General features: G+C 64.9%; 24 protein-coding genes and 1 pseudogene. 15 read left to right on the top strand and 10 right to left on the bottom strand.

Translation table 11 applies throughout. The annotated features are described in order from the left end of the window. Window positions 1–119 precede the first annotated feature (119 nt). The 6 genes from nrdR (at window position 120) to C7443_RS07825 (ending at window position 4,912) form a co-directional block, all read left to right on the top strand. The gene (gene nrdR, locus C7443_RS07850) at window positions 120–596 is read left to right on the top strand and encodes a transcriptional regulator NrdR (RefSeq protein WP_110018019.1); all 477 of its coding nucleotides are present in this window, start codon (window positions 120–122) and stop codon (window positions 594–596) included. Next, window positions 593–1,702, top strand: a complete 1,110-nt coding sequence (gene ribD / locus C7443_RS07845; RefSeq protein WP_281279389.1) for a bifunctional diaminohydroxyphosphoribosylaminopyrimidine deaminase/5-amino-6-(5-phosphoribosylamino)uracil reductase RibD — start codon at window positions 593–595, stop codon at window positions 1,700–1,702. The genes nrdR and ribD overlap by 4 nt, the downstream gene beginning before the upstream one ends. A 45-nt stretch (window positions 1,703–1,747) precedes the next feature. Continuing rightward, window positions 1,748–2,860, top strand: coding sequence for a bifunctional 3,4-dihydroxy-2-butanone-4-phosphate synthase/GTP cyclohydrolase II (gene ribBA / locus C7443_RS07840; RefSeq protein ID WP_110018018.1), 1,113 nt, complete (start codon window positions 1,748–1,750; stop codon window positions 2,858–2,860). A 58-nt stretch (window positions 2,861–2,918) separates the two neighbouring features. Then, window positions 2,919–3,395, top strand: coding sequence for a 6,7-dimethyl-8-ribityllumazine synthase (ribH, locus tag C7443_RS07835; RefSeq protein WP_110018017.1), 477 nt, complete (start codon window positions 2,919–2,921; stop codon window positions 3,393–3,395). A gap of 2 nt (window positions 3,396–3,397) precedes the next feature. Next, on the top strand, window positions 3,398–4,297 hold the full coding sequence (nusB, locus tag C7443_RS20260; RefSeq protein ID WP_110018016.1) for a transcription antitermination factor NusB: 900 nt from the start codon (window positions 3,398–3,400) through the stop codon (window positions 4,295–4,297). 132 nt (window positions 4,298–4,429) lie between these two features. Beyond that, the gene (locus C7443_RS07825) at window positions 4,430–4,912 is read left to right on the top strand and encodes a universal stress protein (protein WP_110018015.1); all 483 of its coding nucleotides are present in this window, start codon (window positions 4,430–4,432) and stop codon (window positions 4,910–4,912) included. A gap of 104 nt (window positions 4,913–5,016) precedes the next feature. Here C7443_RS07825 and C7443_RS07820 read toward each other — a convergent pair whose 3' ends face one another. Continuing rightward, window positions 5,017–5,769, bottom strand: coding sequence for an FCD domain-containing protein (locus C7443_RS07820; protein WP_246004589.1), 753 nt, complete (start codon window positions 5,767–5,769; stop codon window positions 5,017–5,019). 484 nt (window positions 5,770–6,253) lie between these two features. On the opposite strand from C7443_RS07820, the pseudogene C7443_RS07815 reads away from it, so the two are divergent. After that, window positions 6,254–7,666 (top strand): annotated as a pseudogene (locus C7443_RS07815) (DEAD/DEAH box helicase); the annotation flags it as partial. 60 nt (window positions 7,667–7,726) lie between these two features. Here the strand turns inward: C7443_RS07815 and C7443_RS07810 are convergent. Continuing rightward, entirely contained in the window at window positions 7,727–8,464 is a 738-nt protein-coding gene (locus tag C7443_RS07810; RefSeq protein WP_110018013.1) for an alpha/beta fold hydrolase, read from the bottom strand. Window positions 8,465–8,538: 74 nt separating this feature from the next. Between C7443_RS07810 and C7443_RS07805 the strand changes: the two genes are divergently transcribed. The 6 genes from C7443_RS07805 to C7443_RS07780 all read left to right on the top strand — a co-directional run bounded on the left by C7443_RS07805 (window position 8,539) and on the right by C7443_RS07780 (window position 12,265). Next, window positions 8,539–9,390 (top strand): alpha/beta fold hydrolase, encoded by an 852-nt coding sequence (locus C7443_RS07805; protein ID WP_110018012.1) that lies wholly within the window; start codon window positions 8,539–8,541, stop codon window positions 9,388–9,390. Continuing rightward, window positions 9,390–10,277: an AEC family transporter gene (locus tag C7443_RS07800; protein WP_110018011.1), complete on the top strand. Its 888-nt coding sequence runs from the start codon at window positions 9,390–9,392 to the stop codon at window positions 10,275–10,277. Before C7443_RS07805 ends, C7443_RS07800 begins: the two co-directional genes overlap by 1 nt. A 79-nt stretch (window positions 10,278–10,356) precedes the next feature. Next, the gene (locus tag C7443_RS07795) at window positions 10,357–10,731 is read left to right on the top strand and encodes a DUF2237 family protein (protein WP_110018010.1); all 375 of its coding nucleotides are present in this window, start codon (window positions 10,357–10,359) and stop codon (window positions 10,729–10,731) included. A gap of 27 nt (window positions 10,732–10,758) precedes the next feature. Beyond that, entirely contained in the window at window positions 10,759–11,283 is a 525-nt protein-coding gene (locus C7443_RS07790; protein WP_110018009.1) for a glycine cleavage system transcriptional repressor, read from the top strand. An 18-nt stretch (window positions 11,284–11,301) separates the two neighbouring features. Then, on the top strand, window positions 11,302–11,667 hold the full coding sequence (locus C7443_RS07785) for a DnaJ family domain-containing protein (protein ID WP_110018008.1): 366 nt from the start codon (window positions 11,302–11,304) through the stop codon (window positions 11,665–11,667). A gap of 163 nt (window positions 11,668–11,830) precedes the next feature. Further along, entirely contained in the window at window positions 11,831–12,265 is a 435-nt protein-coding gene (locus tag C7443_RS07780; RefSeq protein WP_146213261.1) for a hypothetical protein, read from the top strand. Window positions 12,266–12,403: 138 nt separating this feature from the next. On the opposite strand, the gene C7443_RS07775 is transcribed toward C7443_RS07780, so the two are convergent. The 8 genes from C7443_RS07775 to map form a co-directional block, all read right to left on the bottom strand. Continuing rightward, on the bottom strand, window positions 12,404–12,823 hold the full coding sequence (locus C7443_RS07775; RefSeq protein ID WP_110018006.1) for a host attachment protein: 420 nt from the start codon (window positions 12,821–12,823) through the stop codon (window positions 12,404–12,406). A 203-nt stretch (window positions 12,824–13,026) separates the two neighbouring features. Beyond that, the gene (phoU, locus tag C7443_RS07770; RefSeq protein ID WP_110018005.1) at window positions 13,027–13,743 is read right to left on the bottom strand and encodes a phosphate signaling complex protein PhoU; all 717 of its coding nucleotides are present in this window, start codon (window positions 13,741–13,743) and stop codon (window positions 13,027–13,029) included. A gap of 23 nt (window positions 13,744–13,766) precedes the next feature. After that, the gene (gene pstB / locus C7443_RS07765; protein WP_110018004.1) at window positions 13,767–14,618 is read right to left on the bottom strand and encodes a phosphate ABC transporter ATP-binding protein PstB; all 852 of its coding nucleotides are present in this window, start codon (window positions 14,616–14,618) and stop codon (window positions 13,767–13,769) included. Between the two features lie 60 nt (window positions 14,619–14,678). Next, window positions 14,679–16,004: a phosphate ABC transporter permease PstA gene (gene pstA, locus C7443_RS07760; protein ID WP_110018003.1), complete on the bottom strand. Its 1,326-nt coding sequence runs from the start codon at window positions 16,002–16,004 to the stop codon at window positions 14,679–14,681. Further along, window positions 15,997–17,373: a phosphate ABC transporter permease subunit PstC gene (pstC, locus tag C7443_RS07755; RefSeq protein ID WP_110018002.1), complete on the bottom strand. Its 1,377-nt coding sequence runs from the start codon at window positions 17,371–17,373 to the stop codon at window positions 15,997–15,999. Before pstC ends, pstA begins: the two co-directional genes overlap by 8 nt. 104 nt (window positions 17,374–17,477) lie before the next feature. Beyond that, the gene (locus C7443_RS07750; RefSeq protein WP_110018001.1) at window positions 17,478–18,509 is read right to left on the bottom strand and encodes a substrate-binding domain-containing protein; all 1,032 of its coding nucleotides are present in this window, start codon (window positions 18,507–18,509) and stop codon (window positions 17,478–17,480) included. Between the two features lie 131 nt (window positions 18,510–18,640). Then, window positions 18,641–21,313 (bottom strand): [protein-PII] uridylyltransferase, encoded by a 2,673-nt coding sequence (gene glnD, locus C7443_RS07745; RefSeq protein WP_246004588.1) that lies wholly within the window; start codon window positions 21,311–21,313, stop codon window positions 18,641–18,643. A gap of 11 nt (window positions 21,314–21,324) precedes the next feature. Continuing rightward, window positions 21,325–22,092 (bottom strand): type I methionyl aminopeptidase, encoded by a 768-nt coding sequence (map, locus tag C7443_RS07740; protein ID WP_110017999.1) that lies wholly within the window; start codon window positions 22,090–22,092, stop codon window positions 21,325–21,327. Window positions 22,093–22,311: 219 nt separating this feature from the next. Between map and rpsB the strand changes: the two genes are divergently transcribed. Next, window positions 22,312–23,058, top strand: a complete 747-nt coding sequence (gene rpsB / locus C7443_RS07735) for a 30S ribosomal protein S2 (protein ID WP_110017998.1) — start codon at window positions 22,312–22,314, stop codon at window positions 23,056–23,058. Between the two features lie 103 nt (window positions 23,059–23,161). After that, a complete protein-coding gene (tsf, locus tag C7443_RS07730) occupies window positions 23,162–24,049 on the top strand; it encodes a translation elongation factor Ts (protein ID WP_110017997.1) in 888 nt (295 codons plus the stop codon). Window positions 24,050–24,119: the final 70 nt, after the last annotated feature.

Here is a 24,119-nt window from a genome sequence, read left to right as displayed (position 1 = left end):
ATGCGCTGGCGGCGGGGGAGGCCGAGGCGACGATCGCGCGGGTGCGCGGGGAAGTGGCGGCGCTGTGCGCGCGCTTCCCGGTGTACGCGGACTGACGCGACGGCAGCGGGCGCGAGCGCGTGCATTGTCCGTTCTGCGGTGCGGCCGATACCAAGGTCGTCGATTCACGGCTGACGCCGGAGGGTGATCGCGTGCGCCGGCGTCGCGAATGCGTGACCTGCGGCGCGCGCTTCACGACGTATGAGATCGCCGAGCTGGTGATGCCGCGGGTCGTCAAGCGCGATGGCCGTCGCGAGCCGTTCAATGCCGAGAAGCTGCGTTCGGGCATGCTACGGGCACTGGAAAAACGCCCGGTCAGTTTCGAACGCATCGATGCCGCGCTGGTCAGCCTGCTGCGCCGCGTGCGCGCCGGCGGTGAGTCCGAAGTGGCCAGCCGCCAGCTCGGCGAATGGATGATGGACGAGCTGCGCGAGCTGGATCAGGTCGCCTACGTGCGCTTCGCCTCCGTCTACCGCAGCTTTCAGGACGTCAACGCCTTCCGCGAAGAAATCGAGCGCCTGCAGGGCCCGGCGAAAACGGACAGCAAACCGACGTGAGCACGGCCGACGATCATCGCTTCATGGCGCGCGCTTTGCGCCTTGCCGCCCGCGGCCTGACGACGACGACGCCGAATCCGCGTGTCGGCTGCGTCATCGTGCGCGACGGTGAGCGGGTCGGCGAGGGCTGGCACCAGCGGGCCGGCGAGCCGCACGCCGAAGTCCATGCCTTGCGCGCGGCCGGTGAGCGGGCGCGTGGTGCCACGGCCTATGTCACGCTCGAACCCTGCTCGCACCATGGCCGCACGCCGCCGTGTGCCGATGCGCTGGTGGCTGCCGGTGTCAGTCGGGTGGTCGCGGCGATGCAGGACCCCAATCCGCAGGTGAGCGGGCGTGGCCTGCAGCGCCTGCGCGCGGCCGGCATCGACGTCGAGTGCGGTGTGCTGGAGCCTGAGGCTCTGGCGCTGAATGCCGGGTTCTGCCTGCGCATGCGTGCGGGGCGGCCACTGTTCCGACTGAAGCTGGCAGCGAGCCTGGATGCCCGCACGGCGCTGGCCTCAGGCGAAAGCCAGTGGATCACCGCTGCGGCGGCGCGCGAGGATGTGCAGCGGCTGCGGGCGCGTGCCTGCGCGGTACTGACCGGCGTCGGCACGGTAGTCGCCGACGATCCGAGCCTGAACGTGCGCCTGCCGGCAGCCGAGCGCCAGCCGCTGCGCGTGGTGCTCGACTCGACGTTGCGCACGCCGCCCGATGCCCGCCTGCTCGGCTTGCCGGGCGGGACCCTGCTGTTGACGGCACTGCCGCCTGATGACCTGCGTGCACAGATGTTGCGCGCAGCCGGTGCCGAGCTGGCGACATTGCCTGCGGCGGCGGGCGGCGGGCTCGATCTGCAGGCGGTCGCGGCCGAGCTGGCGCGCCGAGGCTGCAATGAAGTGCATGTGGAATGTGGTGCCCGGTTGGCCGGCAGTCTGCTGCAGGCCGGTCTGGTGGATGAACTGGTGCTGTATCTGGCACCGCTGCTGCTCGGCGATGCTGCGCGGGGCCTGTGCCGATTGCCGGGGCTCGAACGCATGGAGCAGCGCATCGAACTTGAATGGCGTGATGTGCGCCGGGTCGGTCATGACCTGCGCGTGACCTTGGTTCCGCGCGTGCGCGCGGCGGCTTGACAGGAGACGCTCCGGGGGATCACAGCCTTCGGGCAGCGAGTAATCATGGCGCTCAACTCGATCGAAGAACTGCTCACCGACCTGCGCCAAGGGCGCATGGTCATCGTGATGGATGACGAGGATCGCGAGAACGAGGGCGATCTGCTGATGATCGCCTCGCTGGCGCGGCCCGAGGACATCAACTTCATGGCGCGCTACGGCCGCGGCCTGGTCTGCCTGACCCTGACCCGCGAGCGCTGCCAGCAATTGCGCCTGCCGCTGATGGTCAGTCAGAACGGCACGCCGTTCGCGACCAACTTCACGGTCTCGATCGAAGCGGCCGAGGGCGTGACCACCGGCATCTCCGCTTATGACCGCGCGCATACGGTGCGTACCGCGGTGCGCCCGGACGCCCGCCCGGAGGATCTGGTCCAGCCGGGGCACATCTTCCCGCTGATGGCCCAGCCCGGCGGCGTGCTGACCCGCGCCGGTCATACCGAAGCCGGTTGTGATCTGGCACGCATGGCCGGCTTCGAGCCGGCGGCGGTCATCGTCGAGGTTCTCAACGAGGATGGCACGATGGCGCGGCGCCCGGACCTCGAACGCTTCGCCGAGCAGCACGGACTGAAGATCGGCACCATCGCCGACCTGATCCGCTACCGCCTGGTCCATGAGCAGACCATCGAGCGCGTCGCCGAGTGCGAATTGCCGACCGAGTTCGGCAGCTTCCGCATGATCGCCTATCAGGATCAGATCGACCGCGCGCTGCATTACGCGCTGGTGCGCGGTACCCCGTGTGCGGACACCCCGACCATGGTGCGCGTGCACGTGCAGAACGTCTTCGGCGACCTGTTCGGTGCGCGTTTTTCCGAATGCGGCTGGCCGCTGCGCGACGCGATGGCGCGCATCGCCGCCAACCCGGACGGCGGTGTGGTCGTCGTGCTGGCGCGCCAGGAGGAGGCGCGCGAGCTGGTGCGCCGCCTGCGCCATTACCATGTCAACGGCCCGCAGGCGGCGCGTCCGCCGGCACCGGAATCCGCGCATGAGCTGCGCACGCACGGCATCGGCGCGCAGATCCTGGCCGACCTCGGCGTGCGCCGCCTGCGTGTGCTCGGCACCCCACGCAAGTTCACCGGCCTGTCCGGCTTCGATCTCGAAGTCGTCGGCTACGACTCCTGACAAACCGCCGGCCCGATCGCCGGGCCGGCCCGTTCCGCTGTCCACGCGGGAGATTCCCATGCCCAACATCAAGACCGTCAGCGGAGACTTCCGCGTCCCCGATGCCCGTTTCGCCATCGTCGCCGGCCGCTTCAACAGCTTCATCGTCGACAGTCTGGTCAGCGGTGCGATCGATGCCCTGACCCGGCACGGCGTCAGCGAGGATCAGATCGAGCTGATCAACGTGCCCGGCGCCTTCGAAATCCCGCTGGTGGCGCAGCGCGCTGCCGAGAGCGAGCGCTTCGACGGCATCATCGCCGTCGGTGCGGTGATCCGCGGCGGCACACCGCATTTCGACTTCGTTGCCGGTGAATGCGTCAAGGGCCTGTCGCGCGTGGCGCTCGATCAGGGCCTGCCGGTCGGTTTCGGTGTGCTGACAGTCGACACCATCGAGCAGGCCATCGAGCGTGCCGGCACCAAGGCCGGCAACAAGGGTGCCGAGGCCGCGCTGACGGTACTGGAGATGGTCAGTCTGCTGCGCGTGCTGGAAGGTTGACGATGAGTCGAGGAAGTGAGCGGGCCACGCATCGTGCCCGCAGTTGGGCGCGTCGCTACGCGCTGCAGGCGCTCTATCAGTGGCAGAGCACCGGCCAGGACGTCGGTCTGATCGAAGAGCAGTTCGTCGACGATGCTGAATTGCATCGCTTGTTCGACCAGTGGCTGCATACCGTGAGCGGGCTGGCGGATGCCGCGCAGCTCGTCGCCTGCTTCAGGGAAAGTGTGGCGGCAGAGCGGGCGGAATACCTGTTGCGCCAGCTGCGTGCCGCGACCGAGCGTGCGGCACAGGCACCGTTCGCCCGCGGCGAGCTCGGCAGTGACGCCCTGCAGGCACTGCTGCAGCGCGAGGTGATGGCGCAGGCAGCGAGCAGCGATCCGGCGCTGGTCGCCGCCGTCGTGCGTGAAGCGGTCGGCAAACACTTTCTGCGCCGCCTGGTGCGTGAGTTCGAAAGCCGCGGTGCGATGCAGGGCGATCTCGCCTATGCGCAGCGTCTGCTGCAGGTCGACGGCCTGAATCCCGCCTCGGCCCCCGCTGACAGCGAGCGCCTGCAGGCGACCGTTGACGAAGTCGTGATCGCCGACCGGGCGATGCTGAAAGCCGATGCGGATTATTTCCGCGAGCTGATGCACCAGGTGCCGGCGCGCCTCGATGCGTTCAGCGAGTTGCTGCGCCCGTTTCTCGGCCGTCCGCTTGAACAGATCGATCCGATCGAGAAAGCGATCCTGTGGATCGCCACCTACGAGCTGAGTGCGCGCGCCGATATGCCGTACCGTGTGATCATCAACGAGGCGATCGAACTGGCCAAGCGTTTCGGCGCCGAGCAGAGCCACCGTTTCGTTAACGGTGCCCTCGACCGCGTCGCACGCGTGTTGCGCCAGCAGCAGGCCGGCGAGGGCTGAGCGGCTGGCTGGAGCGATGGCTTGACGCGCGTCATGCACAGTGATGGTCAGGCCATTGGACCGATTGGCGGCCTGCGGTGCCAAGGCTAAGCTTGATGCATACAGACCCGTAACGGAAAAAGGGGAGACCAAATGGCCTACGGTATCAGCACCATCCTCTACGCGACCGATCTGGGGCCGCGTGGACCGGAGGTCTTTCGCCACGCCGCCGGCATCGCTCGGCGCTTCGAGGCGAAGGTGCACATCCTGACGGTGATCGAGGCCATCGGTGACTATGCCAATGTGACGCTCGATGCCTACGTTCCGAACGAAATCATCGAGCAGATCCGCACCGACGGCATCAAGCGTATCCGTGAGGATCTCGACAGCCGTCTGGCGGCCTTCGATGCCGCCAATCCCGATCTCGCCAGCAAGGACGTCGTTGCTTCCGTGCAGATCCTTGAGGGCAATGCCGCGGAACTGATCCTCAAGGAAGCGGAACGGCTCAAGGCCGATCTGATCGTGCTCGGTTCGCATGGACACAGTGCCATCGGCGAAATGCTGATCGGCTCGGTGGCGCACAAGATCACCGTGCGCTCCGATGTTCCGGTGCTGCTGGTGCCGATCAATAAATAGCGACGTGTGTCCGCGTTGGCGGACGGTCGGAAAAAAGGCGCCTCCGGCGCCTTTTTTCATTGTGCACGCCTCGTGAATGATGAGACGGCAAGGAAGGGGCGGCGTCAGTCGATCAGGCCCTGCAACCGGCGGCGGGAGCGCTCGATGCGCTTTTCCTCTTCGTCGATCTCCAGCAGCGTGCGCTGCACGAAGTCGAGATGCGCATGCGCCGCTGTCTGCGCACGTTCGCCGTCACCGGCCATCACGGCATCAAAAAGCTCTTTGTGCTGGGCATCGATCGATTCCGCACTGCCGGCGCGCGTGTACAGCTTGGCCAGTGAGGTCGAGATACCGCTGTGCAGCAGATTGAACAGGCCGCGCATGATGTAGAGCAGCACGACGTTGTGCGCCGCTTCGGCGATGGCGATGTGGAACTCGGTATCGAGACGGGCGCCGACAGCGGGGTCGGTACGGTTGTGGTGAGCTGTCAGCATGGCCTCGTAGCGCATGCGCAGCAGCTGGCGGTCCTCGTCGGTGGCGCGCAGCGCGGCGTAGCGGGCGGTGACCGATTCGAGCACCTGGCGCATCTCGACCAGTTCGTAGAGCGTTTCCGGGTGATTCTGCAGCAGCCCGAGCAAGGGGTTGCTGAAGGAGTCATCGAGCAGATTGGAGACGTAGGTACCACCGCCGCGGCGGGTCTCGACCAGCCCGCGCGCTTCGAGTTTTTTGATCGCTTCACGCAGGCTCGGCCGCGATACCTCGAAGCGCGCCGACAGTTCGCGCTCGGGCGGCAGGCGGTCGCCGGGTTTGAGTCCGCCTTCGAGGATCATGGCCTCGATCTGGTGGGTGATCACGTCAGATATCTTGGCCGGTTTCACGCTGTCGTTCCTTTATTGGAGCACTGGTATGACCAAGTTAGCCTAGCAGTCGACCATAGACCTGTCGAGAAAGTCGATAAACAAGCGGTAATACTTTTTTCACATGACGTGAACACGATGGCGCGATGAGGGACAGGTGCTTGCGTGATTACCTCTGGTCATACCGTTTGAGGTGCGTGGGTGTGTGAGGGTGATCGTCGATGTTCAGCACGACATACGCGGCATTCAGATCCTTGCCGGCCGTGCCACGCTGCGGATCAGGCTGTTAGCGAGTGCTGCCAGAGGGATGTGGTATGCATCATTGCCAAACGTGGAAATGCGGCGCGGCAGAAGGGGGCTCTGTTAGAATGGCCTGCTTGCCGCGGCACAGATTCCAGTCCCCCACGTTGCGGCAAAGTGGTTTTCATCTTGCGATATTCGTCTGTCCAGGACTGGCGCCTCATGTGCGACCGGACGATGTCCTTTCGTTGCGTTGCGGAGTCCTATGTCATTTTCTTCTCTCGGTCTGGCCGACGATATCGTTCGTGCCGTCACTGAACTCGGCTACAGCGAGCCGACCCCGATCCAGCAGCAGGCGATTCCGGCCGTGCTTGGCGGCGGTGATCTGCTCGCCGGTGCCCAGACCGGAACAGGTAAGACCGCTGGTTTCACGCTGCCGATCCTGCACCGGCTGTCGACCCGGCGTTCGCTGCATCCGGGCGGGCGGGCACCGATCCGCGCACTGGTACTGACACCGACGCGTGAGCTCGCCGCCCAGGTTGAGGAAAGCGTGCGCCTGTACGGCAAATACCTGCCGCTGAAATCGATGGTGATGTTCGGCGGCGTCGGCCTGCAGCCGCAGGTGCAGCAGCTGCGCGGCCGCGTCGATATCCTCGTCGCCACGCCGGGCCGTTTGCTCGATCATGCCCAGCAGGGCAATGTCGATCTGCGCCACATCGAGATCCTGGTGCTCGATGAGGCCGACCGCATGCTCGACATGGGCTTCATCCACGACATCCGCAAGGTGCTGGCGCTGTTGCCGGCCGGCCGGCAGAACCTGCTGTTTTCGGCGACCTTTTCCGACGAGATCAAAGCGCTTGCCGATCGCCTGCTGAACACGCCGGCCATGATCGAGGTGGCGCGGCGCAATGCCACGGCCGATACCATCGCGCAGACGGCCTACCCGGTCGATCGCGAGCGCAAGCGCGAGCTGCTGACGCACCTGATCCGTGCGCACGATTGGCAGCAGGTGCTGGTGTTCACCCGCACCAAGCACGGTGCCAACCGCCTGGCCGAGCAGCTCGACAAGAGCGGTATTTCGGCGATGGCGATCCACGGCAACAAGAGTCAGTCGGCCCGCACGCGGGCACTCAGCGAGTTCAAGGCCGGGCGACTGCGGGTGCTGGTGGCCACCGATATCGCTGCCCGCGGCATCGACATCAATGAGCTGCCGCACGTCGTCAACTTCGAGCTGCCGAACGTGCCCGAGGACTACGTGCACCGCATCGGCCGCACCGGTCGTGCCGGAGCCGAAGGCCGGGCGGTGTCACTGGTCTGCGTCGATGAGCAGAAGCTGCTCGCTGACATCGAGCGCTTGATCAAGCGGCCGCTGCCGAAAGAGATCGTCCCCGGTTTCGAGGTCGATCCGAGCATCCCCGCCGAGCCGATTCCGAACGGACGCAACGGTCTCGGTCGCGGGCAGGGGCGCGGTGGCCAGGCGCGCGCGCCGCGGGGTGAAACCGGGCGCAGCCCTGCACCGCGCCCGGCCGGCGGCCAGGCATCGCGCGGGACCGGTGCCACTGGTGCGGCGCGGCCCAACGGTGCGCCGGCGGCGGCACGTCGTCCCGGGGCCGCGGCGGATGCGGGACGGCCGGGACCGGCGCGGGCCGGTGGCCGTCGGGGTGATCAGCGCAGCCGTTGAAGCCACCGGTGTGGGCGGGCCGTTCGCTGGCGATCGGCCCGGCGATGCCGGCGGTATTCAGCGCCGCTGCAGGAAGCGGGCGATTTCCTGGGCAAAGGCTTCGGCGCGCCAGGTGTTGCTGGCGGTGACGTGGCTGGCGAAGGGCATCACCCACAGGCCGCAGTCGGGAATGGCCTGATACATCGCCAGCGCATCGGCGAGCGGTACCAGTGGATCGCGGTCGCCGACGATGACCAGGGTCGGACACGCGAGTGTGCGCAGGGTGTCGAGCGTGTGATTGTGGTCCGAGGTGGTCGGATCGAGGGCTTCGCCGACCCGCCTGATCACCTGCTGCCAGGCCTCCGGCCCGCCCTGCGGTTCGTGGATGCGCGACAGCCAGCCGGCCAGACCAACGCCTTTCCAGTACGCCGGATCGCCCATGTCGCGGGTGCCGGCGTGGGTGTGTTCGTTCTTGTGATAACTGACGCGGTACAGCCCCAGTCTGGCGACCCGCTCGGGGTGATGCACGGCGATCCACAATGCCGTCGCGCCGCCCATCGAGGAGCCGAGCAGATGCGCGCGCTCGATGCCGAGCGCATCGAGCAGCGCCAGCACTGCGCGGCCGCAGTCGCCGATGCTCAGATGTTCGGCCGTCAGCGGGCTGCGGCCATGGCCGGGCAGGTCCGGTGTGATCACACGCCAGGATTTGGCCAGCGTCGGCAATTGCGGCTTCCATTCCTCGCCGCACATGCCGCCACTGTGCAGCAGCACCAGTGCCTCGCCGCTGCCGGTTTCGGTGTAATGCACAAGCGTCATGGTCGTGTACCGGTTTGATCGGGGTGGCGCATTGTATGCTGCCCGCCGGTTTCCGCTTTGCCGAGGATTCCCTTATGCGTGAAGGCTCGATCCGGGCGCTGAGCCCGCATGGCTTCCACCGTGTCCGCTATGTCGAATGGGGCGACGCCGACAATCCGTCCGTGCTGTTCTGCGCCCATGGCCTGACCCGTAACGGACGCGATTTCGACCGGCTGGCACAGGTGCTGTCCGCGCACTACCGGGTGATCTGCCCGGACGTCGCCGGCCGGGGTGCCAGCGAGTGGCTGTCGCAGCCATTCGAATACGTCTATCCGACTTATCTCACCGATATGGCCGCGCTGATCGCCCGCTGCGGTGCAGAGCAGGTCGACTGGCTCGGCACCTCGATGGGTGGGCTGATCGGCATGATGCTCGCCGCCCAGCCGGGGACACCGATCCGCCGGCTGGTGATGAACGACGTCGGTCCGTTCATTCCGCAGGACGCCGTGGCCCGTATCGCCAGCTACGTCGGCACGCCGCTCGAATTCGACAGCCGCGAGGATTTCGAGCGTTATGCCAAGGTGATCTGGGCGCCGTTCGGCGTTACCGAAGAGGCCGACTGGAGCGAACTGCTGGCGCACTCCGGGCGTGCACTCGGTGATGGCCGCTGGACCTTCAATTACGATCCGGCGATCGCCATGCCGTTCGCGCAGATGGCGGCCGCCGATGTCGACCTCTGGCCGCTGTGGGACAGCGTGCACTGCCCGGTGCTGCTGCTGCGCGGCGAAAGCTCCGACATCCTGCCGCGTCCGGTGGCCGAGCAGATGACGCGGCGCGGTCCCTGCGCGCAGCTGGTCGAATTCCATGGTTGCGGGCATGCGCCGGCGCTGATGAGTCCGACGCAGATCGCCGCCGTGCACGACTGGCTGCTGGGCGAGACTGACTGATGCTGGAATTGTTCCTGCGCATCCTTGGCATCATCTTTCCGGTGTTTGCCATCGCCGCCTGCGGCAGTGTGTGGGGACGCCGACACCGCCCGGACATGAGCGTCGTCAACCGCCTCAACATGGAGGTGTTCGCGCCGGCGCTGGTGTTCTGGGCGCTCTCCGACAAGCCGTTTGATTTCGTGCTCTACCGCGACCTGGCCGTCGGCGGTATCGCCGTGGTGCTCGGTTCCGGCCTGTTGATGCTGCCGCTGTGCCGGGCGCTCGGCATCAACCTGAAAACTTTTCTACCACCGATGATGTTCAACAACAGCGGCAACATGGGCATCCCGCTGGCCTTGTTCGCCTTTGGCGAGCAGGCGCTGCAGGCGGCGGTGGTGCTGTTCATCATCGAGATGGTGCTGCATTTCACCGTCGGTCTGTACATGCTCGACCACCGCACACGACCGCTGCAGCTGCTGCGCATGCCGATGATCCAGGCGACGATTCTCGGCATCGCCTGCAGTGCTTCCGGCATCGCGCTGCCGGCGCCGTTCGCCAATACCATCAAGCTGCTCGGTCAGGTCTCGATTCCGCTGCTGCTGTTCGCGCTGGGCGTGCGCTTGCTCGACGTCAACCTCCGTGACTGGAAGCTCGGGGTGTTCGGTGCGATCGCCTGTCCGGCGGCGGGTGTGGCCTGTGTGTTGCTAGTTCGTCCGTGGCTGTCGCTCGACGCAGACCAGTTCGCTCAATTGCTGATCTTTGGCGCGTTGCCGCCGGCCGTACTCAACGTGTTGTTGGCCGAGCAGTATCGCCAGGAGCCGGACCGTGTGGCCTCGGTGGTGATGCTCGGTAATTTGGGCAGTTTGGTCGCGATCCCGTTGACGCTGTGGTTTGCGCTGCCACGCTGAAAGGATGAGGCTTGTCATGAAGCTGACGCGGTGAGCGATCGACACCGTTTTCGCAGACATGATTGAAAGGAGAACCGCGATGGCTGAGCGCCCGCACAATGTACTCGGTGGTCCGCTGGAGCTGTGCTCGGCGCTGCCACTGACTGGTTTTTATCGCACCGGCTGCTGCGACACCGGCCCGGAAGACGTCGGCAACCATACCGTCTGCGTCTGCGTGACTGCGGAGTTCCTCGCCTTCTCGCGTGCACGCGGCAACGACCTGTCGACACCGATGCCGATGTTCGGGTTTCCCGGCCTGCAGCCGGGCGACCGCTGGTGTCTGTGTGCCGAGCGCTGGGCCGAGGCGCTGGCTGCCGGGGTGGCGCCGCCGGTACGCCTGGAGGCGACCAACCGCCGGGCGCTCGAAGTGCTCGATCTGGACGATCTGAAGCGCCATGCGCTCGACCCCGCCTGAGTTTTTCCGCAGCAGGAGTACATTCGTATGCAGGCATCGCTTGTCCTGACGGTGATCGGCCCGGACCGCCCCGGTCTGGTGGAGGCGGTCGCGGCCGTCGTCGCAGCGCATGGGGCCAACTGGGAGGAAAGCCGCATGGCGCATCTGGCCGGGCAGTTCGCCGGCATGCTGCGCGTCACGGTGGCCCAGCCGCAGCGTGCCGAGCTGGAGGCGGCCTTGCAGCAGCTCGCCGGCAGCGGCCTGACGGTGACGGTGGCGCGGGCCGAGCAGCAGGCCGCGGAGGTGCCGCCGCGGTTCCTGAAGCTGCACCTGATCGGTCAGGATCGGCCCGGCATCGTGCGCGAGATTGCCGATGCTCTGGCGCGCCGTGATGTCTCGATCGAACAGCTCGACACGCGCTGCGTCAGTGCCTCGATGTCCGGTGAGACACTGTTCGAGGCCGAAGCGGTGCTGGCCGTGCCGGCCGGGCTCGGCTTGTCCGAGTTGCAGCTTGCGCTCGAAGCCCTGGCCAATGAGCTGATGGTGGATCTGAACCTCGCCGAGGAAGCCTGAGCGCCCGGAGGCTGTGCCATGTCGGACCTGTTCGAACGCATCGTCGAGGAGCGTATTGCCGAAGCTCGTCGTGCCGGTGCCTTCGACGATCTGCCCGGCACCGGCAAGCCGCTGGCGCTGGATGATGATTCGATGGTGCCCGAAGAGCTGCGCATGGCCTATCGGGTACTGAAGAACGCCGGTTTTCTGCCTCCCGAGCTGGAAGCCCGTCGCGAGATCGCGGCCCTGGAGGCCGACCTCGCGGCGATCGTCGGTGACGAAGCCGAGCAGCGGCGGGCACTCGCCCGCCTGCAACTGCTGCGTGCCCGCCTTGGGCCGCGTGATCTGCGCATCGACGAGCATTATCGGCAAGCCGTGTTGCGTCGTTTCGGCGACGGTTCGTAGTGGCTACGTGTGGGTGCGGTGCGCAGGAGTGGCGGCCGCTGGATTGTTCGTGAGCCGGTACGGCGCGCGGCCATCGGGCGTGCCGTTTCAGCCAGCCTGAGCCGGCGGTGCGATCGCGTCGCCTGGCTCCGTGGTCGCTTCCGTCACCGTTACCGGACCTCATATGGCACGCAAGCCCGTATCTGTATCGGCTAAATCGGCGTCGGCGCGCGCCCCTGCCGGCCGCCCGAGTCCGCCGCGCAAAACCGCTCCGCGCTACGATTACGACGGTTTGAGTGGACTGTTCCTGCGCATGCCCTGGTGGGGACACTTGCTGGCCGCAGCGGCGATGTATCCACTGTGCGCCATGGCGCTGCCGCGTTTGCCTGTGCGCGAGGCCTGGGTGCAGCCGCTCCTGCACGAATGGTTGCCGCACTATTGGATGCTGCCGGCCTCGGCATTCGTGTTTGGCGCGTTATTGAGCCTGATGAAGGCCAGGGCCCTGGCTGCAAAGCCGGGGCGGGGTGCGCGTGGACGAGCGCCAGCCCGCAAAACCGCAGCGGCACGGCAGGCACACGCGTGCAAGGTTGCGGCGGCAGCCGAGCAGGAGCGGGCGTGATTCGACGCTTCGGAATCGCGCCTGCGTGGCGTGCAGGAGCGACGTAACTGGCACGCGGCCAACGCAATGAGTCTGTGAACGAGAGCGGGCGCTGCGTTATCCGCAGCGCCCGTGTTTGTGAGCAGTGTCGGCAGCGTTCTACAGGCGATGGGGCAGGTGTTTGCGGATGCGGGCGGGCTCCAGCTGTGTGAGGTCTTTGCTCACGGCATTAACGACCAGCTGGGCGGTGGGAGCGTCGAGTTTCGATCGCAGCAGCCCGAGGAACGCCGGGGCGGCAGCGATATATAGCCGGTCGAACAATCCCTGAACGCGACCGAGGCGCAACTGGGCTGAAAGTTGCCGTGCAAAGTTGAGGGCTTCGTGACGCCTGGGCGTCTGTCGGTCGAGGTCACCACTGCCGATGCCGGACTGCAGTTTGTCCGTCACCAGATCGCGTGTTTTCGCACGCGCTTCCGGACGCACGAAACTGCCGATCTCAAGCAGTGGAGACTGGGACCTGTCGACGCTGAAGAGTCGGGCACGGCTGCCGTCAGCCACGAGAATCCACGTTGCGGTCATGCTCACCTCCAGATGACCCGGTCGGGGGCGCCGGGTTACTGATAGGACCCTCTGCACGTTCACGGTGCCGAGAGTTCCAAGACTCAGGATAGCCACTGAGGTGTCAGCTACCAGTTCTGGTGCAACGGGCGCCGAGCGATGCACAAAAAAAGCCCGCGCAGACGCAAGCCTGCGCGGGCCGATATCAGAGGCCGTCGGGTGTTTCAGCCTTTGCCGGCGGCCGAGAGACTCTCGATGCTGACATGGCGGACATCCTTGCCCTTGACCAGGTAGACGACGTACTCGGCAATGTTCTTCGCGTGATCGCCGATGCGCTCAAGCGCCTTGATCATGAACAGCACGTCGATGGCATGACCGATGGTGCGCGGATCTTCCATCATGAAGGTCACCAGGCGGCGCAGCGCGGACTGGAACTCGGTGTCGAGTTCCTCGTCGCCACAGGCGATCTCGATGGCGCGATCGACGTCCATGCGCGCCAGCGCATCAAGCGCGCCGTGCAGCATGTTGGCCGCCAGCTTGGCCATGCCGGCGACATCGCGCAGCAGCTTCTGGTTCGGCGCACTGCTGCCGTCGAAGATGTGCGTGACCATGCGCGCGATCTTCTGCGCTTCGTCGCCGATGCGCTCAAGATCGGTCACGGTCTTCGCCATTGACAGGATCAAGCGCAGATCGGAGCCGACCGGCTGGCGCAGTGCCAGCAGGTTGACCACCTCCTCATCGGCCCGCACGTCGAAGCCATTGACGACGTGGTCGCGGGCGATGACCTCGCGGGCGGTGCCCAGATCCTCGTCCTGCAGTGCCTGCACGGCACGCTGGATCTGGTCTTCGACCAATCCGCCCATCTCCAGCACAAGGCTGCGCAGGTCGCCGAGCTGCTGGTCGTAGCGCTTGACGGTATGGCCGTCAGTACTCACGGACATGGGGGGTCTCCTTCTCGCTGGGCTTAGCCGAAGCGACCGGTAATGTAGCCTTCGGTGAGCTTGTGTTCGGGGTTGGTGAAGATCTGCTCGGTCTCGCCGACTTCGATCAGGTCGCCGAGGTGAAAGTAGGCGGTGCGTTGCGAAACGCGTGCCGCCTGCTGCATCGAGTGAGTCACGATGACGATCGAATAGTTCTCGCGCAGTTCGTCGATCAGTTCCTCGATCTTTGCCGTGGCGATCGGGTCGAGTGCGGAGCAGGGCTCATCCATCAGGATGACTTCCGGGCTGACGGCGATGGCGCGGGCGATACAGAGGCGCTGCTGCTGACCGCCGGACAGGCCGGTGCCCGGCTGCTCCAGGCGATCCTTGACCTCATGCCACAGGCCGGCTTTTTCCAGCGACCAGCGCACCAGGTCTTCGAGCTCGGCGCGCGAGCTGGTCATGCCGTGGATCTTCGGGCCGTAGGCGACGTTGTCGAAGATCGACTTCGGGAACGGGTTCGGCTTCTGGAACACCATGCCGACGCGGGCACGCAGCTGCACGACATCGAGCCGGCGGTCGTAGATGTCCTGACCATCAAGGCTGATGTTGCCAGTGACGCGGCAGATGTCGATGGTGTCGTTCATGCGGTTGAGCGTGCGCAGGAACGTCGACTTGCCGCAGCCGGACGGCCCGATCAGGGCGATGACCTCATTGGTGCCGATGTCGAGCTCGACATGCTTGATGGCGTGCTTCTCGCCGTAATAGACGTTGACGTCGCGCGCCGACATTTTCGGGTTGTCGACGGTGATCTTGCCGACGGTGCGGTGGCCTTCCGGCGCGGGCTCGGTGGCGCTGAAAGTGGGCTGCGCCTGCTGGGGCTGGATCTCAGCCATCGCGGGGTCCTCGATTCGGGTGAGCGTGTTTGGTTGATTCATCGCGGCAGTCTCCGGGCCTTACCAGCGGCGTTCAAAGCGTTTGCGCAGGACGACTGCCAGGGCATTCATCAGTACCATGAAAGCGAGCAGCACCAGGATGGCGGCCGAGGTGCGTTCGACGAAGGCGCGCTCCGGGCTGCTGGCCCACAGGTAGATCTGCACCGGCAGCGCCGTGGCCGGATCGGTCAGGCTCTTGGGCACGTCGACGATGAACGCGACCATGCCGATCATCAGCAGCGGGGCGGTTTCGCCGAGCGCACGCGCCATGCCGATGATCGCGCCGGTCAGCATGCCCGGCATCGCCAGCGGCAGCACGTGATGCGTGATCGTCTGCATCTTCGAAGCGCCCATGCCCAGTGCCGCCTCGCGGATCGACGGCGGCACCGAGGTCAGCGCGGCGCGCGAGGCGATGATGACCACCGGCAGCGTCATCAGCGTCAGCACCAGGCCACCGACCAGCGGTGACGAGCGCGGCAGGCCGAGGAAGTTGATGAACACCGCGAGGCCGAGCAGGCCGTAGACGATCGAGGGCACCGCGGCGAGGTTGTTGATGTTGACCTCGATCAGATCGGTCCAGCGGTTGCGCGGAGCGAATTCCTCCAGGTAGATCGCCGCGGCGACGCCGATCGGGAACGACAGCAGCAGCGTTACCAGCATCGTGTACAGCGAGCCCATGATGGCGCCGCCAATGCCGGCCAGCTCCGGATCACGCGAATCGCCGTCGGTGAACAGCATGGTGTTGAAGCGTTTCTCGATGTGGCCGTTGCTGAGCAGATGATCCACCCAGCTGATCTGCAGGTCGCTGAGCTTGCGCTCGGATTCCGGCAGCGAACGGTCCATCTGCCCCTTGATCAGGCTGTCGACGAAGGCCGTCGCCGGTACCCACACGCTGCGCTGCGTGCCGATCACCGAGGGGTCGTTCATGACGATGTTGCGCAGCTCGAAGCTCGCGCCGGAGCTGACCAGGTCCTGCAGCTGGCGTTTTTCGCCGCGGCTGGTGACGTCCGGGAAGGCCGCCCAGATCGCATTCTTGACCAGTGCCGGATAGTTGGCCGAGGACAGTGCCTGCTCGGAGCGGTCGCCGTCCGGCACCAGCACATCCGTGGCGAAGTCGACGTCGAGACGCAGGTAGGTCTGTTCGAAGGCTGTCCAGCCCTTGGCAATGATGCTGGCGAACAGCAGTACGAGGAACATCAGGCTGACGACGAGCGCGCCGAGGCCGTAGTAGCGGAAGCGTTTTTCCGCGGCCTTGCGCCGCTGTACGAGCGCGGTGTGCGCCGCGCCGCCCAGGCGTCGTTCAGGTGCGATGGCGTAGATGCCCTTGGGCGAGGTCGCGTTATTCATATTGCTCCCGATACTTGCGCACCACGTGCAGCGCGATGATGTTGAGCACGAGGGTGATGAGGAACAGGACGAGGCCGAGCGCGAACGCGGCCAGAGTCTTCGGGCTGTCGAATTCCTGGTCACCGACCAGCAGCGTGACGATCTGCACGGTCACGGTGGTGACCGCCTCAAGCGGGTTGGCCGTGAGCTTCGCCGACAGGCCGGCGGCCATTACCACGATCATCGTTTCGCCGATGGCGCGCGAGATCGCCAGCAGCACCGAGCCGACGATGCCGGGCAGGGCGGCCGGCAGCACGACGTTCTTGATCGTTTCCGACTTGGTCGCGCCGAGGGCGTAGGAACCATCGCGCATCGCCTGCGGAACGGCGTTGATGACGTCGTCGGACAGCGAGGAGACGAAGGGAATGATCATGATGCCCATGACCGCACCGGCGGCCAGCGCGCTCTCGGAGGCGACCTGCAGACCGACCGAGGCGCCGAGATCGCGCAGGAACGGCGCGACGGTGATCGCGGCGAAGAAGCCATAGACCACGGTCGGGATGCCGGCGAGCACTTCGAGCAGCGGCTTACCGAAGGTACGCACGCGCGACGGAGCATATTCCGACAGGTACAGCGCGGACATCAGGCCGAGCGGCACGGCCACCAGCATGGCGATGCCGGACACCAGCAGCGTGCCGGTCAGCAGCGGAATCATGCCGAAGGCGCCGCTGGCGCCGACCTGATCGGCACGCATCGCCGTTTGCGGACTCCATTCGAGTCCGAACAGGAAATCGGTCAGCGGAATCTGCTGGAAAAAGCGCAGGGATTCGAACAGCACCGACAGCACGATGCCGATGGTCGTGAACACGGCGACCATCGAGCACAGGATCAGCAGCACGCTCATGCTCTTTTCGACGCGGTTGCGGGCGCGGAAATCAGGCGCGATGCGTTTCCAGGCCCAGCTGCCGCCGGCCGCGCACAGCGCGAACAGCACCACAGCCATCGCGGCGTGGCTGACGGTGCGCAGCTGCAGGTAGTAATCGGCCGCCTCGCGGATGGCGGGATCGTTGCCGGTCATCGTGCCGTTGACGGCATTGCGGATGTCGTTGATCACCAGATTGAGCTGGGACTCCGGAACATGACGCATCGCCTCGGGCAGGCGCTCGACCACCAGATTGGTCATGATGGAAGGCTCGAAGGCGAGCCACAGTGACATCACGATGAGCGCCGGCACGCCGCACCACAGGGCAGTGTGCATGCCGTAATAACTGGGCAGGGAGTGAAGATCGCGCACTCGGCCGGAGACGACGGCGAATGCGCGCCGGCGGCCGAAATGATACGCGAGGGCGGCGAGCCCCAGCACGGCGGTCAGCACGACGGAAAGATTCATGGCACGAGACCGACAAGGTGGAACAAACGAAAGATTCAGGCGTTTGAAACGCCAAAGGCGACCGGGCGCTTAGGGCTTCCCGGCCGCCTTGGCAGGTTCAAATCTTACAGCTCAAGCTTTTTCAGTTCTTTGACATCCGCCTGAACCTTCTTCAGCTCCGCCGCCGGCATCGGGATCAGACCGCGGTCGGCGAGGTAGCCGCTGGCACCGATGGCCTTGTCGCTGACGAACTCGGCGAGGTATTCCTTCATGCCCGGAATGACGCCGACATGCGCCTTCTTGACGTAGAAGAACAGCGGGCGCGAGACCGGGTACTTACCGGAGGCGATGTTCTCGAAGGTCGCCTGCTCGCCGTCGACCACCGCCGCCTGGATCTTGTCGGCATTCTGGTCGAGGTAGCTGAAGGTCAGCACGCCGACCGCATGCGGCGTCGCCAGCAGCTTCTGCATGGTCACGGTGTAGTTGTCAGCGACCTCGACGAACGGGCCGTCCTCACGCATGCCCTGGCAGGCGGCCTGCTTTTCCTTGGCATCCTTGATCGCTTCGATCGCCGGCTGCTTCTCGCAACCCGGGTCCATGATCAGCTCGACCATCGCGTCGCGGGTACCGTGGTTGGAGGCCGGCCCGAAGACGATGATCTCGTCCTTCGGCAGGGACGGATCGATGTCGCTCCAGCGCTTGTACGGATTGGCGACCAGCTTGCCGTCGACCGGAACGACCTTGGCCACGGCCTTGTAGATCTGCTCGCGGGTCAGCTTGAGCGGCGTGCCGGCCTTGGCGTTGGCGATGACGATGCCGTCATAGCCGATCTTGACCTCGACGATGTCCTTGACGCCGTTGGCTGCGCAGTTGTCGACCTCGGACTTCTTGATGCGACGCGAGGCGTTGGTGATGTCCGGGAACTCCGGGCCGACGCCGCCGCAGAACAGCTTCAGGCCGCCACCGCTGCCGGTGGACTCGATCTTCGGTGTCTTGAACGAAGTAGTCTTGCCGAACTGCTCGGCGACGACGGTCGCGAACGGATAAACGGTGGAGGAACCGACGATGCTGATGTAGTCACGAGCAGACTGAGCGTGTGCGGCACTACCCAGGGATGCCGCGATGGCCATGGCAAGCACGAGGGACTTCTGGTTCACGGAAACCTCCGACAACGGTTGAACTGCATGCGCCATGTTGCGGCGCGTCGAAACACGGCGCGCACTATAGGAATGCATTACTACGCTTTCATGACACTGGCGCGGTGCATCGTGACGCTGCCGTTACGGTGTCAATCCGCTTGTTCGAGTTGTCGCAACAGTGTGTCGTGCAGGGCTTGTCGGGCTTCAGCCGCGTCAAGCGGCAGGTTATCGGCATCGGTGATGAAGAAAATGTCCTCAGCCCGGGCGCCAATGGTGGCGATCTTGGCGTTTTGCACCAAAATCGAGCGCTCCATGAACGCTCGGCCGATACGACACAGCAATCCGGGACGGTCGCTGGTCACCAGTGTCAGTACCGTATAGCGATGCTGCGGATCGTCGTTGAAGCGGATCTGTGTCGGCGTGCGGAAATGGCGCAGCACGCGCGGCGCCCGCCGCGACGGTGGCGACAGCGCGGCGTTCGGATTGAGCAGCTGCCGGCGCAGGCGGCGGGTGATCGCGCGGATGCGTTTGCGATCGGTGATCGGTGCGCCGCTGTCTTCGAGGACGGTAAAACTGTCCAGGGTGTATTCGCCGACGCTGGTGACGATGCGCGCATCGAGGATGTCCAGATTCAGCTGGTCGAGCACTGCGCTCACGTGGGCGAACAGATTCTTCTGGTCACGGGTGTAGATGAAGATCTCGGTGCCGCCGCGCTTGCTGTCGTTGCGGGCGATGATCAGTACCAGCGGGCGGCCGTCATCGCGTTTTTTCAGCACGGCACGCGTGTGCCAGGCGATCTCATCGGGCGAATAGCGCAGGAAATAGTCGTCGCCGAAGCTGCTCCACACCTGATCGATGCGTGACTTGTCGCTGATCTTGTGGCCGAGCAGCTTGCGGGTGTGTTCCTGCACCTCGCGGATCAGTTCCTCCTTGTCGAGCGGATTGCCGAGGCCGCGGCGCAGGGCCTGTCGGGTCGACTCGTAGAGTTCGCGCAGCAGTGAGGCGCGCCACTGATTCCACAGGTTCGGGTTGGTCGCGCGGATGTCGGCGACCGTGAGCAGGTACAGGTAATCGAGGTGTGTGCGGTCACCGACCTGACGCGCGAAGGTGTCGACGACGTCCGGGTCCTGGATGTCCTTTTTCTGGGCCGTTAGCGACATCACCAGATGATTGCGCACCAGCCATGACACCAGCTTGGTGTCGTAGCGCGACAGCCCGTGGCGCAGGCAGAACGCTTCAGCGTCCTCGGCACCGAGCACCGAGTGGTCGCCGCCGCGTCCTTTGGCGATGTCGTGGTAGAGCCCCGCTATATAAAGGAGCTCCGGCTTGGGGATGTTGCGGCACACTGCGCTGCAGTGCGGGTGATCCTTGTCGAACTTCGTCAGATAGAAGCGGCGCAGATTGCGCACGACGAACAGGGTGTGCTGGTCGACCGTGTAGGTGTGGAACAGGTCGTGTTGCATGCGGCCGACGATCGAACCGAACTCCGGCAGGTAGGCGGCGAGGATGCCGTACTTGTTCATGCGCCGCAGCTGGCGTGTCAGGCACTGCGGCTGGCGCAGAATCTCCATGAACAGGGTCTTGGCGCGCACGTCATTGCGGAATTTTTCGTCGATCAGCGGTCGGTGGGCGCGGATCAGGCGGATCGTCTCGGCGCGCACGCCGCGAATGCCGGGGTTCTGCTGCAATAACAGGAACAGCTCAAGCAGCGCGACGGGATAGCGCAGGAAGACGTTCGGGCGGGTGACGTCGAGATAGCCCTTGCGGATCTGGAAGCGACGGTTCAGCGGGATCGGTGGCGTATCGTCTTCGGGCTGGATGATGGCTTCTTCGAACAGCTGCAGCAGCATTTCATTGAGCCGGGACAGCTCCATGATCGTGCGGTAGTAACGCTGCATAAACTGTTCGACGGCGAGCATGCGGCCGTCGTCGCGATAACCGAACAGCTGGGCAAGCGCGCGCTGGTGATCGAACAGCAGACGGTCCTCGCGCCGGCCGTTGACGATATGCAGGCCGAAACGTACCTGCCAGAGAAAGTCCTGGTATTCCGACAGCTCGGCGTATTCAGCTTCAGTCAGAAAACCGTGCGAGGTCAGGTCACGCAGCGTTTGCGCACCGAAATGCCGTTTTGCGACCCAGCCGATCATCTGCAGGTCGCGCAGCCCGCCCGGCCCTTCCTTGACGTTGGGTTCGAGGTTGTATTCGGTGTCGTGGAATTTGCGGTAGCGTCTTTCCTGCTCGATGCGCTTGGCTTCGAGGAACTTGCGGGTCGGCCATATGTGGTCAGGGGCCGTGCGGCGACGCATCGACTCAAGCAGTGACATCGGGCCGGCGAGCAGGCGTGCTTCCATCAGGTTGGTCGTTACCGTGATGTCGGCATCGGCCTCGCGTTCGCAGTCGTCGAGTGTGCGCACGCTCTGGCCGACCTCAAGGCCGATATCCCACAGAAACGTCAGCAGACGCTCGATGGCGGCGCCGGTTGCCTTGTCTTCCGTCTTTTCCAGCAGCAGCAGGATGTCGACATCCGAACCCGGGTGCAGCTCACCGCGGCCGTAACCGCCGACCGCCAGCAGTGCCATGTCATCCCGTTCACCGATGAAGCGCAGCCACAGCATCGACAGGATGCGATCGATGAAGCGCGCCCGCAGCGGGACCAGCACTCGTGCGTGGACACCGTGGATGAAATGCTCGCGCAAGCGCGCATCGGCTGCGCGCAGGGCCTCCTTGAACGGGGCGATAGCCGGCGTTTCTGCGGCAAGCGCGTGTGAAAGTTCGGCGAAATCGAGAATCTCGGCGGGGCCGGCGCTCATCGCAGGCTGCATGACGGTGTCCTTCAGAGCGGATCCCCCGGCCGGACAGTCAGCACCTCGACCCCGGTTTCGGTGACCAGCACCGTGTGTTCCCATTGTGCCGATATGCTGTGGTCCTTGGTGACTACGGTCCAGCCGTCACCGAGCAATTTCACAAAACGTTTGCCGGCATTGACCATCGGTTCGATCGTGAAGGTCATGCCGGGCAGCAGCTCGACGCCGGTGCCGGGCTTGCCGTAGTGCAGTACCTGCGGGTCTTCGTGAAACTGGCGGCCGATGCCGTGGCCGCAGTACTCGCGCACGATCGAGCAGCCATTGGCCTCGGCGTGCATCTGGATGGCGTGGCCGATGTCACCGAGGCGGATGCCGGGGCGGACCATCTCGATGCCGATCAACATGCATTCGTGAGCGATGCGCGACGCGCGCTGGGCGATGATCGGCGGCTCGTCGACGCTGTACATCTTGCTCGTGTCACCGTGAAAGCCGTCCTTGATGATGGTGATGTCGAGATTGATGACATCGCCTTTCTTGAGCTTTTTCGGCCCGGGGATGCCGTGACAGACGACGTGATTGACCGATGTGCAGATCGACTTCGGGAAACCGCGGTAATTCAGTGGAGCAGGGATGGCGTGCTGTTCGTTGACAATGTAGTCATGGCACAGACGGTCGAGTTCTTCAGTGGTGACGCCTTCGCGCACATACGGCGCGATCATGTGCAGGACGTCTGCGGCAAGGCGTCCGGCAATGCGCATCTTTTCGATTTCGTCCGGCGTTTTGATGCTGATGCTCATGCGGATGGCAAATCTCTTGAGGCGGCGCCCACCGTCGTGCTCACCCGGGCACGGGTGTGGACGGTTAGGCAGGAAAAACGAATTATGCTATAAAGCGCCCGCCCTGAGGGCAATGCAAACACTTCTCACACGTGGCCGTCACGACTGGCGGGGTGCCTTTACAGGTCGCCGGTTGGGGTGCGTGGAGGCTAAACCCCGAATATTTCTGGAGATTTATCGATGTCCACTGTTTCCATGCGCGAGATGCTGGAGGCTGGTTGCCACTTCGGCCACCAGACCCGTTACTGGAACCCGAAGATGGGTCCGTACATCTTCGGCGCGCGCAGCAAGATTCATATCGTGAATCTTGAGAAAACCCTGCCGATGTTCAACGACGCGATGAATTTCGTCGGCAAGCTGGCTGCCAATGGCGGTCGCGTGCTGTTCGTCGGCACCAAGCGTTCGGCGCGTACCGCGGTTGCCGAGGCGGCAGCGCGTTGCGGCATGCCGTTCGTCAATCACCGCTGGCTCGGCGGCATGCTGACGAATTTCAAGACGGTCCGTCAGTCGATCAAGCGTCTGAAGGATCTTGAGCAGATGTCGGTCGACGGCTCTTTCGACCGCCTGTCGAAGAAGGAAGTCATCCTGCTCAGGCGCGAGCTGGAAAAGCTTGAGCGCAGCCTCGGTGGTATCAAGGACATGCCGGCGCTGCCGGATGCACTGTTCGTCATCGATGTCGGCCATGAGCGCATTGCCGTTCAGGAAGCGCAGAAGCTGGGCATTCCCGTCGTCGGTGTGGTCGATACCAACAATTCGCCGGACGGCGTCGATTACGTCATTCCGGGTAACGACGATGCGATCCGTGCGATCAGCCTGTATGCCGACGGCGCCGCTGCGTCGGTGCTGGAGGCTCGTGGTGCATTGCCGGTGAGTGCTCGCGCGGACGAAGAGTTCGTCGAGGTCGAGGCCGAAAAGAACGCCGGGTAAACTGCCCGCCGTTTGGGTCATGGCCCGCGTGCTCCCGGCGTGCGGGCTTTTTTTCGAGCGCGAACGCTCGATCGCGGCGCGCGAATTTCGAGGTAACTGAATCATGGCTATTACTGCCGCCCAGGTGAAGGAACTGCGCGAGCGCACCGGCTCGGGCATGATGGAATGCAAAAAAGCGCTGACCGAGACCGATGGCGATATCGATGCCGCAGTCGAGCTGATGCGCAAGCAGGGGCTGGCGAAGGCCGATAAGAAGGCCGGGCGCACGGCGGCTGAGGGTACGCTGGTGGTGCGGCAGTCGGCCGATGGCGCCGTGCTTGCGCTGGTCGAAGTCAACTGCGAAACCGACTTCGTCGCCAAGGGTGATGACTTCAACGCGTTCGCAGGTGCAGTGGCGGATTGCGTGTTGGCACAGGATCCTGCGGATCTGGACGCGCTGCTGGCGGCGCCGCTGGCCGACGGCAAGAGCGTCGATGACGTCCGCCGTGAGCTGGTCGCCAAGATTGGCGAGAACATCGCCGTGCGTCGTTTCGTGCGCTTCGCGACCGAAGGCGGTGTCCTGGCAGCTTATCTGCACGGCACGCGCATCGGTGTGCTGGTCGAGCTGAATGGCGGTGACGAGGAGCTGGCCAGGGACGTTGCGATGCACATCGCCGCGAGCCGTCCGCTGTGCGTCTCGCCTGAGCAGGTTCCGGCCGATGTCGTCGACAAAGAGCGCGAAATCGCCATGGCTCAGGCTGTCAACGAGGGCAAGCCGGCCGACATCGCCGCGAAGATGGTTGAAGGTCGCGTGCGCAAGTATCTGAACGAGAACACGCTGCTCGGTCAGGTCTTCGTCAAGGATCCCGAAGGCAAGCAGACTGTCGAGAAGCTGCTCAAGTCCAAGGGCGCCAGCGTCGTCGGCTTCCAGCGCCTTGAGCTCGGCGAAGGTATCGAGAAGAAGAGCGAGAACTTTGCCGAGGAAGTCATGGCGCAGGTACGCGCCAGCTGAGCGCATCCGGCCTTTGTCCCGCTGCTGTTCATGACGAACGCGGCGGGCCGCCTCCGCGCGCGGGGGCGGA

It is taken from the genome of Plasticicumulans acidivorans, assembly GCF_003182095.1.
Lineage (GTDB): Bacteria > Pseudomonadota > Gammaproteobacteria > Competibacterales > Competibacteraceae > Plasticicumulans > Plasticicumulans acidivorans.
This window is presented reverse-complemented; position numbering and strand designations above follow the sequence as displayed.